The following is a 13,628-nucleotide window of genomic DNA, read 5'->3' on the forward strand; positions in this document are numbered from 1 at the left end:
GGGCGATCCCGCCCGGTCGCACGCCGAGGGCCGCGCACGGGTCCACGCACGGCGCTGGACACCGCGGCCCACGTGCCGGAGCCGGCCGCCCCTCGGAGGGGTGGCCGGCCGTGGTCCGACCAGGGGTCAGAGATCCAGCACCTGGTCCGGGAAGATCAGGTCCGGGTCGCCGCCGATGGTCCGGATGTTCTTCGCGTACAGGCTCCGCACGTCGGTGCCGAACTTGACCGCGATCTCGCTCAGGGTGTCGCCGCTCTTGACGGTGTAGGTGCCGGTGGGGGCGCCGTTCCTCGGGGAGTTGACCGGGGCCGACGGGGTCGGCGTCCGCGCCGATCGCGTGGCGTCGGTGGAGCTCCGGTTGGGTATTGGGGCCTGGGCGGGCTTGGACTTGGGAGCGGGCTTGGCCTTGGTGGCGGTGTCGACCTGGGCCGGCGCGCCGCCCCTGGTCAGACCGGCCTTCCTGGAACAGACCGGCCAGGCACCGGGGCCCTGCGAGGCGAGCACCTTCTCGGCGACGGCGATCTGCTGCGCCCTGCTGGCCTGGTTTGCCCGCGGCGCGTACGCGGTGCCGCCGTACGCCCGCCAGGTGCTGGCGGTGAACTGCAGACCGCCGTAGAAGCCGTTGCCGGTGTTGATCGACCAGTTGCCACCGCTCTCGCACCGGGCGACGGCGTCCCAGGTCGAGGCGGAGGCGGCCGAGGCCGAGGGGGCCGAGACGAGTCCGGCCACCGGCAGCGCCGCGACGGCGGCGCCGGCCACGACGGCCACGCGGACTCGGTTGCGCTTGGTGGTGGCCTTGGTGGAGGTGGTGGCAGCGGTGGTCTCGTGACCGGAAGTCATGAACATCCTCTCGACAAGCCCCGGGCAGGCATGCGGAACCAGGCCCCGGTGGGGCCCACGTTGCGCTCACCTCACTCGACGGGCGGCCGGGCACGTGTCCGACGTGCCGTGCCGCCCCGGTCTCCCCGCTCGCCGCCGGCCCGTTCCGAGCTCGGCCGGTCGGCGGGCACGGCCCTCGCGCCGGGGGTCAGTCGGCGGGCCGTGCATCGGGGTGAACCCGGGTGGTGCTCGTTGCACCGCCCATGAAGCTACGGGCGGTTGCGGTCGGTCATCAAGCGATTCCCTGACGGCGCAGGTCAGTTGACTGTTACCAGCGGTAAGGATCAAGAAATCGCGCCGGAAATGACAGCTTTTGAGGGGGTTTTCATGATCGAAAAGGCCGCCAATGCGCCCCCGATCACACCAATGCCCCGGCGAAGCCGCCCGCGAGCTCCACCCGAAGCGATCGTCATATAACGATCCGTCACCGAATCAAGCGGAGTTCCCGCTTCCGCCACCTGTCTTGGTGGCACCAGCCACAGCCGTCACCCATCACGCCCAGAGCAGTCGCACAGCGTAATAGCCCACCAGCCCGTACCCGGCGCAGTAGGTCAGTCGCCGCGCCTTCGGCGAGAGGCGCGCGCCCCATCGACACCCCCACCACCGCCAGGAACTGCTGCCACGTCAGCGAGGCCACGCACACCCCGGCCACGAACGCGGCCCCGCTGCCGCCGCACCACCCGGGCCGCCCCCTCCCGTCACCGGCGCGGCGAAGTCCAGTGCCGTCGTCGGGTTGACCATCGTCAGGCCCGTGAACTGCAGGAACGTCCCCGCGACGCCTCGCTCCGAGCCCCCGCCGGACCCCGTCCCCGACCCTCCGTCAGCCGCGGTGCCGGCCGCCGCAGCCCCAACAGTCCGCGCACCGCGACCACCGCCAGCAGGAGCGCCGCGACCGCCCGCGTCCACGGCTCCCACCCGGCGAGCGCCTCCGACAGCCGCGCCCCCAGCACCGTCGCCAGCGCCGCGTACGGGATGTCGACGAAGGCGACCGCGCACGCCGCGCTCACCGCCGCGCGCGCGCCACCCCCGACGCCCCTCCTCTACCTGTGCCGCTTCCTGGCGCGTGCGGAAGGACACCGGCCCGCGCCACTCCACGCGGGCCTCGGTCTCGGTGGAGCCCGGCACTACGCGGTAGCCGGTGCGCACGCGCCGACCGCGGTGGTCCACCTCGCACGGCGGAAGCCTTGCGGCCTCGAGCGCGAGGGCGACCGCCCACATTGCACGGGCCCGCTCCCAAGTAGCCGGCGCAGCGGCGGTGCCGGACAGCCGTCGGACCTCCAACAGACCCTCCCAAGCGCGGGCCACTTCGGCGGCCCGAAAGTCTGCGTCGGCGGGCTCGAGCGGCGGCCGTTGCCAGCCGCCGGCGTCCTCGGCCTCCAGCAGTACACCCGCCAGGCCGGGCCTACGCCCACCCGATGCCGTGCTCGGCGAGCTGCGCGAGCCGGCCCGGCGTCAGCTTGGCACGGCGGGCCTTCTGGTTGTTCAGCCATGCGCCGGGGCCGACGTGGACAGTCTCGACGCTCTCCTCCCTGCCGGGGCCGGCTACCGCGACCTCCAGCGGCTCCTTGTGCGGGCGCGGGACGCGGACGTGGCCCTCCCGCTCGGCGAACGCGGCGAGCGAGGCCAGGCCGTGCTGGAACCGGTCGGCGCGGGAGGCCTTCGGCTTCGCCTCCGCGGCGTGCTTGGCGGCGACGAGTTCGGCGTCCGGCTCGATGCCGATCGCCGCCAGCAGGTCCTGCTGGCGGGCTCTCCAAGCCATCCCGGCGTCGGCGCAGCAGCTGTCGATGCCCGCCGGATGGCCGCTCGGGCCGTCGACGCGAGGACGGCGTTGACGGCCGGGCATTCCGAGGCCGGCCCGAGTGGTGAGGCTTTCTGCACTGCGCCGGAGTGCTGCGTCCGGCCTCGTATGATCGCGCGGTCTCGGGCCCTGGGCTGTCCCAGGCTCCCGCACCTTCCCAGCGGGTGCGTTCAGGGGTAGCCGGCGAGTGCGGCGCGAAGCTGGTCGAGCCGGGCGGCGGTGCGGGCGGCCCAGCCGTCGCGCAGGTGCAGCGGCGCACTCGCCGTCACCCTGCTGTGTACCGGGTCGCGGACTTCCAGCACGAACGGGTCGGCGGTGTGCAGTCGGAGGTGGGCCGCTTCAGGTGAGCAGGCGCGTCGGGGCCTCGCCGAAGAGGTCGGGGCCGGGGAGCCACCTGCCGGTGGCACAGGGGTATCGGGTCGGCCGACGATGCGCAACGACGATTCCGGGAGCCACGCCCTGCCGTCACCGTTCCGGGCGACGATCGGCTCCCCGCGCGGTGTGCGGCATGATCGCGTCGTCCGGGATCACCCCGAGCCGGCCTGCCTCGTAGTCCTCCATGGCCTGAATGATTTCGGCCCTGGTGTTCATCACGAACGGCCCGTACTGGAAGACCGGCTCCCGGATCGGCTGCCCGCCCAGGATCAGCACGTCCAGGTCGGCCGTGTCGCCGTCGGGCCGGCTGCTCGCCGTGACGGTCAGGGCGTCGCCCGCGCCGAGGACCGCGAGCTGGTGAGCGGCGAGGGGCCGACCCTCGGTCCCCGCCGAACCGTGTCCCGCCAGCGCGTAGACCAGCGCGTTGAAATCGGGGCGCCAGGGCAGTGCCAGGCGCGCTCCGGCAGCGATGGTGGCGTGTACGAGAGTGATCGGCGTGAACGTCGAGCCGGGGCCGGCATGTCCGTCGAGCTCTCCGGCGATGACCCGCACCAGCGCGCCGCCGTCGGCAGAGGACAGCAGCGTGACCTCGGGGCCTTCGATGCTCTGGTACTTGGGCGGGTTCCACTTGCTGGCCCTGGGCAGGTTGACCCACAACTGGATGCCGTGGAACAGGCCACCGGAGACGACCAGCGCCTCGGGCGGCGTCTCGATGTGCAGGATCCCGCTCCCCGCGGTCATCCACTGCGTGGCGCCGTCGGTGATCAGACCGCCGCCCCCGTGCGAGTCCTGGTGCTGGAAGAGACCGTCGATCATGTAGGTGACGGTTTCGAAGCCCCGATGCGGGTGCCAGGGCGTCCCCTTGGGTTCGCCCGGTGCGTAGTCGACCTGGCCCATCTGGTCCATGTGGACGAACGGGTCGAGCGCCTGTGTCGGAACACCGGCGAAGGCCCGGTACACCGGGAAGCCCTCACCCTCGAACCCGCTGGGCGCGGAGGTCACCGTCGTGACCGTCCGCTGCTCGGCGACCTGCGGATCGGGCTCGGCGATACGCGGCAGATCCAGGACGTTGTCCACGGTCACGGCGGGCATGACACCCTCCCCGAGGAGGTCGGAAGGTCCGATCCAGTCTAGTGTTCGGGCGGCCCACGGGCATCTCACGCCCCGGGCACTCGATCTTCGTGACGCGGCCGGGGCTGTGGTCTCGGCGCCGAGCGGTAAGCCCGGGCCGGGTTCGGTGACCGTGTCCGGCTCAGCGGCGGCAGGCTGCTCGGCGGCAGCGCCGGGGGCGGACCACCGGGCCGGGCGAGGCGGGTGCCCTCGCGCCGACCGGTTCCACCTGTGGCGTAACCTCGGTGAGCCGCCGAGCGGTGCGCCTCCCGTCGCCGCTCCGGCGCCAGCGCCCCCGGCTCGCCCGCAGGCACCTGAGCGGCGGCTCGCAGTTCGGCGAGCCACGTCCCGATCGCGTACCCGCCGATCGACGCCCGCGCCGGAGCCGCGAGCGAGCCCGCCTGCCCCTTCGCCCAGACCCGCGCCCAGTCCAAGCCGGCCTCGAACCTCGCGCCCGACACAGACCAGATCATCCCCAGCGCATCCAGCTGATCCACCCGCTCCAGGGTCGTCGAGTGGTTCGACCGGCCGCCCCGCAGGATGTCCAGGTCGGGCTGGCTGGTGTGGATCGTGCGCCGGGCGATCATGAAGGCCGGTTCACGGCCCTCCCCTCTCTCCGGGTCCGGGGCGATCAGAGTGTTGCCGAGCACCTTCGTCAGGGCATCGTCGGGTATGCGGATCGTCATGGGTGCGGCCTGTCCCGGCACGGCCGCGATCGGCAGCAGACCCACTGCGCCTCCTGCGTTGCCACCCTGCCGGGCCAACGACGCACACCGTCCTGCTGCCGACCGGTTCCGGTCCGGAGGCGGCGCGCCCGGCGAAGGCCGGCTCGTTCCACCGACGTCGGTGGACGGGCGGAACCGAACAGGGTTCGGCCGCGTGCTGCGAGTGGGCCCGCCCGCCGCGGGCGGCCGTTCATCTTTCGGGAGAATTCTTTTGAAGATCCGTCACTTGACCGTGGCCGGTGTGGTGGCTTTCGGGGCGTTCGCGCTGACTGCCTGTGGGTCCGACGCGAGTCCGGCGGCGGCCCCGGCGGGCCCCGCTGCCGCAGCGCCCGCCTCCGCGTCCGCAACCCAGGGCGGTGTGCCGGTGGCCGGCGCCAGGCCCACCTTGACGAACGTCCCGAAGGATCCGGTGTGTGGCGGCTCGGGGTCGGCAGCCGATGTCACCGCCAAGCTGATCGAGCTGCACGAGAGCGGCTCCCGGCACTCCGGCCTCATCCAGGTGACCAACACCCTGCCGTACTCCTGCAAGCTGTACGGGCCCGCCGATGTGCGGACCGACGGCACGGGCGGCTCGTACACCAAGCTCACCACCGGTGTACTGGGCACCTTGCGGTTCATCACCACCAGGGAGGAATCGATGGTGATCAATCCGGGCGAGTCGCTCTACCACGCCGTCAGTTGGGTGTCGGTCTCACCGACCGGCTCCGATGCCGACTGCACCAGCGGTTCCCGGCTCGTCCTGGCCCGCAACGAGGGCAAGCTCTTCCTGCCCGTCCCGGTCAAGGACGGGCGCTTCTGCGCAGGCAGCGGCAGCGGCTCGCCGCAGGTCATGATCGGCGCGCAGTTGTCCGTGAAGGACCAGGCGCGTGCGCAGCTGCCGAGCCTGCCCACGGGGTAGCCGCCGCCCCGTGGTGGTGCGCGAAGCCCCGCCGCCCGCCGGGCGGCGGGGCTGATCCGCGGGTGCTGGCTCAGCGATGCCGGGCGCGGGCCGCTCGCGGATGCCGCGGGCCGCGCCCGGGGCCGCGGAACAGTTGCTCCGGCACATGCCGTAGCGGCCGCCGCGCCGGGAAATCGGGCCGGCCGGCAATCCGATCCGCTGCCCTGCGCCGAACAACGGGCGAGCGTGCAGGCGGCTGCCGTGACGAGAACGGCCCGAGGAGGAGCTGTGGTGTCGGTGGAACGACGGATCGAGGTCGAGCGGTCCGCCCCGGAGGTCCTGGCGTACTTGGCGGACTTCGGTCGCACCAGGGAGTGGGACCCCGGCACGGTCGACTGCGTGCGGCTCGACTCCGGCCCGGTGGTCGTGGGGTCCCGCTGGACCAACACCTCGCGCTTCCGGGGCCGCACCGCGGTGCTGGACTACCGCCTGGTCCGGTACGACGCTCAGCGCCTGCGGTTCGTCGGGAACAACCGCACGGTCACCGCCACGGACGACATCACCGTCCGTCCGAGTGGGAGCGGAGCGATGGTCGAATACCGGGCCCACCTGCGGTTCAAGGGCCTCGTCCGGCTCGCCGCCCCGCTCCTGAAGCGCACTTTCGAACAGTTGGCGGACGACGTCGCCGAGCGGCTTCCGCGGGTCCTGGCCAGGTCGTGACGGCGTTCCACGCAGCCACCCCGTACCGGAGCCGACACCTGCGTCCTCGCGCGGGGCCGGTGGGACAGCCGTCGGGCCGGCTCAGAGGGCGAGGGCCTGCTCCAGCAGGGCCAGCGCGCTGACGAGGTCTCGGGGGCAGGCGGTGCCGGCGGGGGGACGGGCGCGACTCCAGCCCGGACCGGCGGCCAGCACCAGGGCCCGGCTGCGGGAGCCGCGGGGGCCCCACACGCTCTGCGTCACCCGGTGCACCAGTTCCCGGTCGGCGGTCCGCCGGTCCTGGGACCAGAGCAGCACGGCGCCCGGGCCCGTCCGTTGCATCGCGTCGAGCAGTGCCCTGGGCGGAACGGCCGCACCCAACATCCTGAAGGGCAGGGCGCGTTCGGCCAGTCCCGCCGCTACGGCGTCCAACGGGAGGGTGTGCAGTTCGGTCGGCATCGCGGCCAGGACGACGGGCGGCACCGGGCGGGTCGCCGCGGGCCGCGCGGCCGCGTCGCGCAGCACGGCGGAGACGTGCCAGGACAGCAGGTGCTCGACCTCGATGTACTGCTCGCCCTCGGCGGCCCATTTGCGTCCGGCTGCGCGCAGCGCGGGCATCATGATCTGTGTCCAGGTGTCGACGATTCCGAGGGAGTCCATCGACTCGCGCAGGATCCGGGCCACTTCGGGCGCGTCCAGGCGCACGGCCGCCCGGGCGAGGCCGCGGCACTCGGGGCGGACCGTTCCCACCCGAAGCGCGCGGCTGCCGCCCGGGCGGCCGGCCCCGTCGGCCTCGGGCGCGTCCGGGGTGTTCGAGGGGGCCGGCGGTGCGTCCTTTCGCACGTCCGCACCGTCCTGGGTCGCAAGGACCACCCTGGCGGCTTCGCCCGGGGGCACGCCACGGGCCGTCAGACGGCACATGGCCTCCAGGACGGCGATGTCCTGGGGGCTCCAGCGGCGGTGGTGTCCGGGCTCGCGGTTCGAGGGACCGATGCCGTAGCGGCGCTCCCACGAGCGGACCGTCGTGGGCGACACCCCGAGGCGTCGGGCCACACCCCCGGTGGGCACCCCCGCGTCGACGGGCGCCGGCGGTCCGAGCACCGCGGGTCGGCCGGGGTCGCGGTGCGAACGACCGTCCGCACCCAGGGAGTTCACCATCCGGCGATCCGTCCGACGAGGAAGCCCAGGCAGCTCACCACCATGACGGCGATGACCAGCAGGGGGATCCAACCGGGCCAGGCCGTGTGCAGTTCGGTCGACTCGGGCACGGAGATGCCGGCACAGGTCGACGCCTCGCACTCCGGCGTCTCGGTGGGCGGCACGACGGACACGGGGCGGTCCTGTGCTGCGGCGGGCTGGGTGAGAGCCATGGTGTCCTCCCGCTTCCGGGTTTCCGCGGCGTTCGCGGTACGGGGCCGAGCGGTTCCATGGTTCCTCGTACGGCGCCGCCGGCGGACTCGCAGCGTTTGCGCACCGTATCGAGCAGGACCAACGGGCGGCACTTTCACCACTCCGTCGGGCGGCCGCACGAGGTCCGAGCGATGCCGTGCGAATGCGGCTCACCGCCGTTCACACCGCGTGGGTTGCGAACGCCGCCCTCATCCGACCGAGTCCGTCCCGTATACGGGTCTTGACCGTTCCCAACGGTACGGCGAGGTACTCGGCGATCTCGCGGTGCGAGTACCCGCCGTAGTAGGCCAGCACCACGGATTCGCGCTGGAGGTCGCTCAGGCCCGCCAGCGCGGACCGCACCCGTTCCCGGTCCAGCTCCCGTTCGACCGTCTCGGCGACCGAGTCGCAGTCACACGGGGCCGGTTCCTGCCAGGTCACCCGCGACTCCCGGTCCGCAGCCGCCTGCACCGCCCTGACGCGGTCCACGGCACGGCGGTGCGCGACGGTGAGCACCCACGTCATCACCCGGCCGCGCTCGGGCCGGTAGGCGCCGGCGGTGCGCCACACCTCGAGCAGCACCTCCTGCGCCACCTCCTCGGCGTGCGCCGGATTGCGCAGGACGCGCAGCGCGAGGCCGTACACCGGTCCCGTCAGCGCGTCGTACAGCGAGGCGAACGCCTCCTCGCTGCCGCAGGCCACCGCCGTCACGAGGCGGCACAGTTCGTCGGCTTCCCCTGCTGCCGATCGGCGGGGAGATCCCATGGTGGGCCGGGGCCTTGTCAGCGTCGTCACGCGTTCACGCTGCAGCGATTCAGCCCTCAAGCCCACTCGCGCTGTTTTTGCACCGTTTTTCTGCACCGCTTTCCCGAAGCGCGGGTCCGTGGAACCGTGGGCCGCCCCGGCGAAACGCTGCGCGAGTGCTGCGAGTACGGCCCGGCATCCCCGGGAGCGAGGCTTCCAGCCGGGAGGGGCGCCGCGCGGTGCGCGCGGCGGAGTCATGCCGACGGAACGGAGCGGGCCATGAAACTGCGTGAGGAACTCCCGGTCGACCACCGCCTGTCCCAGGTGTACCGGGCCGGAGCCGGACTGTGCGGAGCGGTCCTGCTGGTCTTTGGCTGCCTGGGGCTGGCGGACGGCCTGTCCTTCTTCAGCACCGACGGCGAGCGCATCGCGGGCCTGTCCAGCAACGGCCTGCTCAGCCTGGTCTCCATCGTCGTCGCCGTCGTGCTCGTCGCCGGTGCGGCGGTCGGCGGCAACCTCGCCTCCACCGTGAACATCACCGTCGGGGTCCTGTTCGTCCTCAGCGGCTTCGCCAACCTCGCCCTGCTGGACTCGTCCGCCAACGTCCTGGCCTTCCGCATGCCCAACGTGCTCTTCAGCTTCGCCATGGGGCTGCTCATCGCGACGTTCGGCATGTACGGGCGGGTCAGCGGTCGGCTGCCGCACGACAACCCGTACTGGCGCGACCGCCACGCACAGGCGGCGGGCCGTCCGGCGGGCGGCACGGCAGTGCCGGCCTCGCAGGGCCGTACCGCACTGCCCGGTGGGCCCGTCTGAGAGGACGTCCTGCTCGTTTGCGGGATAGTTCATGGATTGTGCCAGCTTATGGTGCTTTCGCCCGTTGCCCGCCTGGCGAGGTTGGAGATCATCGCGAGGCGGATCATGCTCTCGGAGTGCTCGGGTTTGGTCTCGTAGTCGCGGGCCAGTCGGCGGTGCATCATGATCCAGCGAAGCTGTGCTCGACCACCCACCTGCGTGGCACGACCGAGAAGCCCTTGACCTGGGAGTTTCGCGGGACGACGTCGACGTCGACGCCGAGCTGCGCCCCGTGTTCGACGGCCTGGGTCTTGTAGCCGGTGTCGACCCAGGCCTTGGTGATCGTGGGATGCGATTCGGCGAGTTGATCCGCGCCCGTCGTGGGACGGGGCGCGCAGGGTGGCAGCCACCCCGACAGGACGGTGCCCGGGATGGCTGCGGGTGGGGCCTGTGTCGGACCTGTCAGGACGTCGGACCTGTCAGGACGTCACTTGTTCTGCCCTGGCGGGGCGTGGGTTGCGGGGTTCTGGTTCTCGCTGTCCTGCGTCAGCCCGCCGCCGGTGCAGCTGGGCTGCTGGCCACCGGGCTGCTGGCCGCCGTTGTTGGTGCAGGACACGTCCACCGGCTGGATCTTCGCCTCGGCGGTGGCCGCAGTCCCCACACCGAGAGCAGCAGCCGCCGCAGCAGCCGCCACCCCGGTCGCGATACGCCTCGTCACGTGCGTACTCATGTCACACCTGCCTCTCGGGACGCGGCCGGCGCAAAGGAGGCTGTTCCGGCCTGTCCTGCTGCCGGACCGCAATCCCTGACCGACCAGTGCCGTATCCCGTGCGACGCTGGTGCTGAAACCGACGCTTCCACCCGAACAGGGTCAAGTCAACAGGCATATGTCGAAAAGTAGCAAAAGCCGTGTGCCAGAAACCCGGTGACCACTGATCGGACCTCATCGCCGACGCTCCGTGGTCGCCCGAAGACATCCCGCCCCGACCTCCCCACCCTCGGCCAGCACCCGCCAGCCGTTCGCGGCCATGGCCGGGCCGGTGGTGCGGTCCATGGTCCCGCCGCGGAACACGTCCACCGCCACCAGACCGCCCGGATCCATCTGCATGGACAGCTCCGACATCAGCTCCGCCTCGGCCGAGCTGACCGGCCCCGCACAGGCCTGGACGAACGAAATGACCGGCCGGCCGGACACCGGACCGGTCAGCCGCACGTGCGGCGAGTTGTTGTAAGCCTGCTCCAGAAACTCCCGCGCCAGCTCCGGATTCGCCGGCTCGGACAAGGTGTCGGCCATGGCGGCCCCGATCGGTCGATTCCCCCAGCGCAGCGGCCGCAGAGCCGGACAGCCCCATCTTCGACGCTACGCCCCGCACCCTGCCCCGGCCCGCCAGTGGGCGTGTGGCGACCGGCCGGCCCTGCAACACCACCCGCGGGCACCACACACCGCCGCGAGCGCGTCGTTGAGGCGGGGCAGCGCCCGTGAGGGAAGTCAGTGCTGCGTGCCGGGCCGGTTGCCGGTACGGACGAGCATGGCGGCCAGGAAGCGCACCGCCCTTTCGGCGTCGGCGAGTTGGCCGAGGTCGGGGAGGACGGCGCCGAAGGCGTGGCCGTCGGGGGCCGGGAGGGCGCGCCAGTGCAGGACGGGCGCCAGTTCGCTGCTGCACTGGGCGAGGAACCAGGCGAGGCGGCCGTGGGTGCGGGCGACGGTCAGAGCGATGGCCGCCAGGGCTTCTCGCAGTCCCGCCAGGCGGTCGATGCGCGGCAGGGCCTCTTGCACGTTGGCCGGGCCGACCGCCAGGTCCAGGGCCGCGGCGGTCTGCCGGACGAGCGCCAGGTCGCGTGCGGCCGGTTCCCACGCGCCCGCGTCGAGCTGGCGCTCGGCCTCTGACACCACCCGTTCGACGGCCGTGAACATGTCCATGGCCGTGCAGCCTAGCGGCGACAGGGCAGGCCGCTGCTGCATGGCGTGCCCGCCTGGTGTGCACATGGTGCCGATGTGCGTTCACGGGCGACGCCGGGCGGCGTTGCGGCTTTCTCAGGGCCGCAGCAGCCTATCGCCGACCGGCAGGCCGAGCCGGGACGCCTCGCCTCAGCACCGCAGAAGCCAACCCGCCCACCGGCCAACCAGTACCAGCGGAGCGGTGGGCCGAGGTAGTCGTCGCCGTACGCGTCGGCGGCGCGCTCGTCGGGACCCCGGCGGCCGAACACCCGCCGCTGGTCGGGCCGAAGCGCGCCTGTGTCAATGCAGGGGTCGCGACGTGCAGCCCGCTGCTGAGTGGCGTCCCAGGGCTCTGGGAGGAGGTGCCCGCCGTGGCAGCCGACGCCCCCGCAGTGCACGCCCGCCAGGCCCTCGCTGTGGCCGTTCACGCCCACTCCACGCCGTGCTCGGCGAGCTGCGCCAGCTGCCCTGGCGTCAGCTTCGCCCGTCTCTCGACGGTCTCCTCGCCGCCGGGGCCGGCCACTGCGACTTCCAGCGGCTCCTTGTGCGGGCGCGGGACGCGGACGTGGACTTCCCGCTCGACGAACCGCGCCAGAGCGGCCAGGCCCTGGGCGAAGCGGTCCACCCGGGACACCTTCGGTTTCGCCTCCGCCGCCGCCTTTGCGGCCACCAGCTTCGGGTCCGCCTCGATGCCGATCGCCGTCAGCAGGTCCTGCTGGTCGGCCTCCAGACCGGGCGGGATCGGAGAGTTCGACGGCCGAGCCGATGCGCACCGGCCGGCTGCCGTCCGTCTGGCAAATCCATCGCGGGCAGGCCCCGGTCTGGCCACGACCCACCGGCCGAGCTGCTCGCCCTCGAACACCGTGTCCTCCGGCAATGGCCCTCTACCAGGCCGAACTTTTGTACACCGCCTTGCGAACACCGTTCGAGGAGACAGCGTCATGACCACCACGACCGCTTCGTTAGCCGCCCGTACCGTTTTCCGGATCGGCTACGGCGCATTGCAGCTCGAGCGCCTGCACGACCGCCGCGGCGAGGCCGTCGCGCTCCTGCGCCGCGCGGTCGAACTGGGCGTCGACCACGTGGACACTGCCGAGTTCTACGGATTCGGTTTCGCCAACGACGTGATCCGCGAGGCATTACGCCCCCAGGACGACGTCCTGGTCGTCACGAAGGTGGGGGCCGATCCCAACCCCGGCGGTCACCTGCCGCTGCGTCTGGCACAGCGACCCGAACAGCTGCGCGCCAGCGTCGAGGACAACCTGCGCAGCCTCGGCGTCGACCAGCTCGCGGTCGTCAACCTGCGCCGCCTGGACACCGGTCCCGGGCTGCGCCCCGAGGGGGACCAGGTCGTCGACCTCGACGACCAGCTCGCCGTGATGACCGCCCTGCGCGACGAAGGCAAGATCGGCGCGATCGGCCTGAGCAGCGTCACCCTCGACGGCCTGCGCCGCGCCCTGTCCGCCGGCATCGTCTGCGTCCAGAACGCCTACAGTCTCGTCTCCCGCGACGACGAGGACATGCTTCAGCTGTGCGCGGCCGAGGGCATCGCCTGGGTGCCGTTCTTCCCCCTCGGCGGGGCCTTCCCCGGCCTGCCCAAAGCGACCGACGAGCCGGTGGTGCACGCCGTGGCCGAGTCCCTGGGCATCACACCCTCCCAGGTCGGCCTGGCCTGGCTGCTGCACCACGCCCCGAACGTGCTGCTCATCCCCGGCACCGCCGACGCCCCCCACCTGGAGACCAACATCGCGGTCAGCGAGATCACCCTCGACGCCGCGACGCTTGCCACCCTCGACGCCATCGAGTCCCGCTCCAACGAAGTCCCCATCGGCTGACCGGAACCAACGCGGCCCGGCCGCGACCACATCCCACGCCGGACACCCTGACGAACCACCAGGCCACGCCAGGAACCCCGCATTACCAGGCTCCAAGGACGGATCATGAAGGCCATCATCTACCGCGACAACGGCACCCCCGACGTTCTCCAGTTCGTCGACCGTGACCTGCCCAAGCCCGGCCCCGGCGAGGTTCGCGTCCGGGTCGCCGTGTCCGGGGTCAACCCGACCGACTGGCAGGCGCGCTCCGGCGCCGGCCACCCCAAGCAGTTCTCCGAGGTCACCCCGCACCTCGACGGCGCAGGCACGATCGACGCCGTCGGCGAGGGTGTCGGCCCCAGCCGGGTCGGTCAGCGCGTCTGGCTGTTCATGGCCGCCGCCGGGCGGCCCACCGGCACCGCCGCCGAGTTCACCGTCGTGCCCGCCGAACAGGCCGTACCGTTGCCCGACGAGGTCGGCTTCGACA

The 13,628-nt window shown here is 72.4% G+C and carries 15 protein-coding genes and 2 pseudogenes; 5 read left to right on the forward strand and 12 right to left on the reverse strand.

The genetic code is table 11. From position 1 onward, the window contains the following. Nucleotides 1-126: 126 nt before the first annotated feature. The 4 genes from ACQ614_RS38145 to ACQ614_RS38160 form a co-directional block, all read right to left on the reverse strand. Entirely contained in the window at nucleotides 127-840 is a 714-nt protein-coding gene (locus ACQ614_RS38145; RefSeq protein ID WP_431683721.1) for a transglycosylase family protein, read from the reverse strand. A gap of 1,441 nt (nucleotides 841-2,281) precedes the next feature. After that, nucleotides 2,282-2,638 carry a helicase associated domain-containing protein gene (locus ACQ614_RS38150; protein WP_431683722.1) on the reverse strand — a complete coding sequence of 119 codons (357 nt, stop codon included), beginning with the start codon at nucleotides 2,636-2,638 and terminating at the stop codon, nucleotides 2,282-2,284. A gap of 504 nt (nucleotides 2,639-3,142) precedes the next feature. Continuing rightward, nucleotides 3,143-4,144 (reverse strand): pirin family protein, encoded by a 1,002-nt coding sequence (locus ACQ614_RS38155; protein ID WP_431683723.1) that lies wholly within the window; start codon nucleotides 4,142-4,144, stop codon nucleotides 3,143-3,145. A gap of 65 nt (nucleotides 4,145-4,209) precedes the next feature. Further along, entirely contained in the window at nucleotides 4,210-4,893 is a 684-nt protein-coding gene (locus ACQ614_RS38160) for a hypothetical protein (RefSeq protein WP_431683724.1), read from the reverse strand. Nucleotides 4,894-5,296: 403 nt separating this feature from the next. Here ACQ614_RS38160 and ACQ614_RS38165 point away from each other — a divergent pair, with 403 nt between their 5' ends. Next, nucleotides 5,297-5,785, forward strand: coding sequence for a hypothetical protein (locus ACQ614_RS38165; protein WP_431683725.1), 489 nt, complete (start codon nucleotides 5,297-5,299; stop codon nucleotides 5,783-5,785). Nucleotides 5,786-6,055: 270 nt separating this feature from the next. Further along, a complete protein-coding gene (locus tag ACQ614_RS38170; RefSeq protein ID WP_431683726.1) occupies nucleotides 6,056-6,484 on the forward strand; it encodes an SRPBCC family protein in 429 nt (142 codons plus the stop codon). 81 nt (nucleotides 6,485-6,565) lie between these two features. On the opposite strand, the gene ACQ614_RS38175 is transcribed toward ACQ614_RS38170, so the two are convergent. From ACQ614_RS38175 to sigK, 3 genes are all read right to left on the reverse strand, one after another. After that, entirely contained in the window at nucleotides 6,566-7,618 is a 1,053-nt protein-coding gene (locus ACQ614_RS38175; protein ID WP_431683727.1) for a MerR family transcriptional regulator, read from the reverse strand. Continuing rightward, complete coding sequence (locus ACQ614_RS38180) at nucleotides 7,612-7,830, reverse strand: DUF6480 family protein (protein WP_431683728.1); 219 nt, start codon at nucleotides 7,828-7,830, stop codon at nucleotides 7,612-7,614. Before ACQ614_RS38180 ends, ACQ614_RS38175 begins: the two co-directional genes overlap by 7 nt. Nucleotides 7,831-8,029: 199 nt before the next feature. Continuing rightward, complete coding sequence (gene sigK, locus ACQ614_RS38185) at nucleotides 8,030-8,614, reverse strand: ECF RNA polymerase sigma factor SigK (protein WP_431684122.1); 585 nt, start codon at nucleotides 8,612-8,614, stop codon at nucleotides 8,030-8,032. Between the two features lie 258 nt (nucleotides 8,615-8,872). Here sigK and ACQ614_RS38190 point away from each other — a divergent pair, with 258 nt between their 5' ends. After that, entirely contained in the window at nucleotides 8,873-9,409 is a 537-nt protein-coding gene (locus ACQ614_RS38190; RefSeq protein ID WP_431683729.1) for a DUF4383 domain-containing protein, read from the forward strand. A gap of 29 nt (nucleotides 9,410-9,438) precedes the next feature. On the opposite strand, the pseudogene ACQ614_RS38195 reads toward ACQ614_RS38190, so the two are convergent. The 5 genes and pseudogenes from ACQ614_RS38195 to ACQ614_RS38215 all read right to left on the reverse strand — a co-directional run. Next, nucleotides 9,439-9,758: pseudogene (locus ACQ614_RS38195) on the reverse strand (transposase); the annotation flags it as partial. 117 nt (nucleotides 9,759-9,875) lie between these two features. Next, nucleotides 9,876-10,118: a hypothetical protein gene (locus tag ACQ614_RS38200; protein ID WP_431683730.1), complete on the reverse strand. Its 243-nt coding sequence runs from the start codon at nucleotides 10,116-10,118 to the stop codon at nucleotides 9,876-9,878. Between the two features lie 213 nt (nucleotides 10,119-10,331). Then, nucleotides 10,332-10,682, reverse strand: coding sequence for a hypothetical protein (locus ACQ614_RS38205; RefSeq protein ID WP_431683731.1), 351 nt, complete (start codon nucleotides 10,680-10,682; stop codon nucleotides 10,332-10,334). A gap of 195 nt (nucleotides 10,683-10,877) precedes the next feature. Next, entirely contained in the window at nucleotides 10,878-11,309 is a 432-nt protein-coding gene (locus tag ACQ614_RS38210; RefSeq protein WP_431683732.1) for a hypothetical protein, read from the reverse strand. 442 nt (nucleotides 11,310-11,751) lie between these two features. After that, nucleotides 11,752-12,189 carry a hypothetical protein gene (locus ACQ614_RS38215; protein ID WP_431683733.1) on the reverse strand — a complete coding sequence of 146 codons (438 nt, stop codon included), beginning with the start codon at nucleotides 12,187-12,189 and terminating at the stop codon, nucleotides 11,752-11,754. A gap of 79 nt (nucleotides 12,190-12,268) precedes the next feature. Here ACQ614_RS38215 and ACQ614_RS38220 point away from each other — a divergent pair, with 79 nt between their 5' ends. Together ACQ614_RS38220 and ACQ614_RS38225 are read left to right on the forward strand one after the other, a co-directional pair. After that, complete coding sequence (locus ACQ614_RS38220) at nucleotides 12,269-13,162, forward strand: aldo/keto reductase (protein ID WP_431683734.1); 894 nt, start codon at nucleotides 12,269-12,271, stop codon at nucleotides 13,160-13,162. 105 nt (nucleotides 13,163-13,267) lie between these two features. Then, nucleotides 13,268-13,552, forward strand: a pseudogene (locus tag ACQ614_RS38225) (alcohol dehydrogenase catalytic domain-containing protein); the annotation flags it as partial. Nucleotides 13,553-13,628 lie beyond the last annotated feature (76 nt).

Origin of the sequence: Kitasatospora dryopteridis (assembly GCF_050749075.1) — a bacterium.
Taxonomy (GTDB): domain Bacteria; phylum Actinomycetota; class Actinomycetes; order Streptomycetales; family Streptomycetaceae; genus Kitasatospora.

Excerpts from the sequence above, each read along its gene's own strand:
- ACQ614_RS38145 (WP_431683721.1), bottom strand. The coding sequence starts at position 840 with ATGACTTCCGGTCACGAGACCACCGCTGCCACCACCTCCACCAAGGCC.
- ACQ614_RS38150 (WP_431683722.1), bottom strand. The coding sequence starts at position 2,638 with ATGGCTTGGAGAGCCCGCCAGCAGGACCTGCTGGCGGCGATCGGCATC.
- ACQ614_RS38155 (WP_431683723.1), bottom strand. The coding sequence starts at position 4,144 with ATGCCCGCCGTGACCGTGGACAACGTCCTGGATCTGCCGCGTATCGCC.
- ACQ614_RS38175 (WP_431683727.1), bottom strand. The coding sequence starts at position 7,618 with ATGGTGAACTCCCTGGGTGCGGACGGTCGTTCGCACCGCGACCCCGGC.
- ACQ614_RS38180 (WP_431683728.1), bottom strand. The coding sequence starts at position 7,830 with ATGGCTCTCACCCAGCCCGCCGCAGCACAGGACCGCCCCGTGTCCGTC.
- sigK (WP_431684122.1), bottom strand. The coding sequence starts at position 8,614 with ATGGGATCTCCCCGCCGATCGGCAGCAGGGGAAGCCGACGAACTGTGC.
- ACQ614_RS38190 (WP_431683729.1), top strand. The coding sequence starts at position 8,873 with ATGAAACTGCGTGAGGAACTCCCGGTCGACCACCGCCTGTCCCAGGTG.
- ACQ614_RS38200 (WP_431683730.1), bottom strand. The coding sequence starts at position 10,118 with ATGAGTACGCACGTGACGAGGCGTATCGCGACCGGGGTGGCGGCTGCT.
- ACQ614_RS38205 (WP_431683731.1), bottom strand. The coding sequence starts at position 10,682 with ATGGCCGACACCTTGTCCGAGCCGGCGAATCCGGAGCTGGCGCGGGAG.
- ACQ614_RS38210 (WP_431683732.1), bottom strand. The coding sequence starts at position 11,309 with ATGGACATGTTCACGGCCGTCGAACGGGTGGTGTCAGAGGCCGAGCGC.
- ACQ614_RS38220 (WP_431683734.1), top strand. The coding sequence starts at position 12,269 with ATGACCACCACGACCGCTTCGTTAGCCGCCCGTACCGTTTTCCGGATC.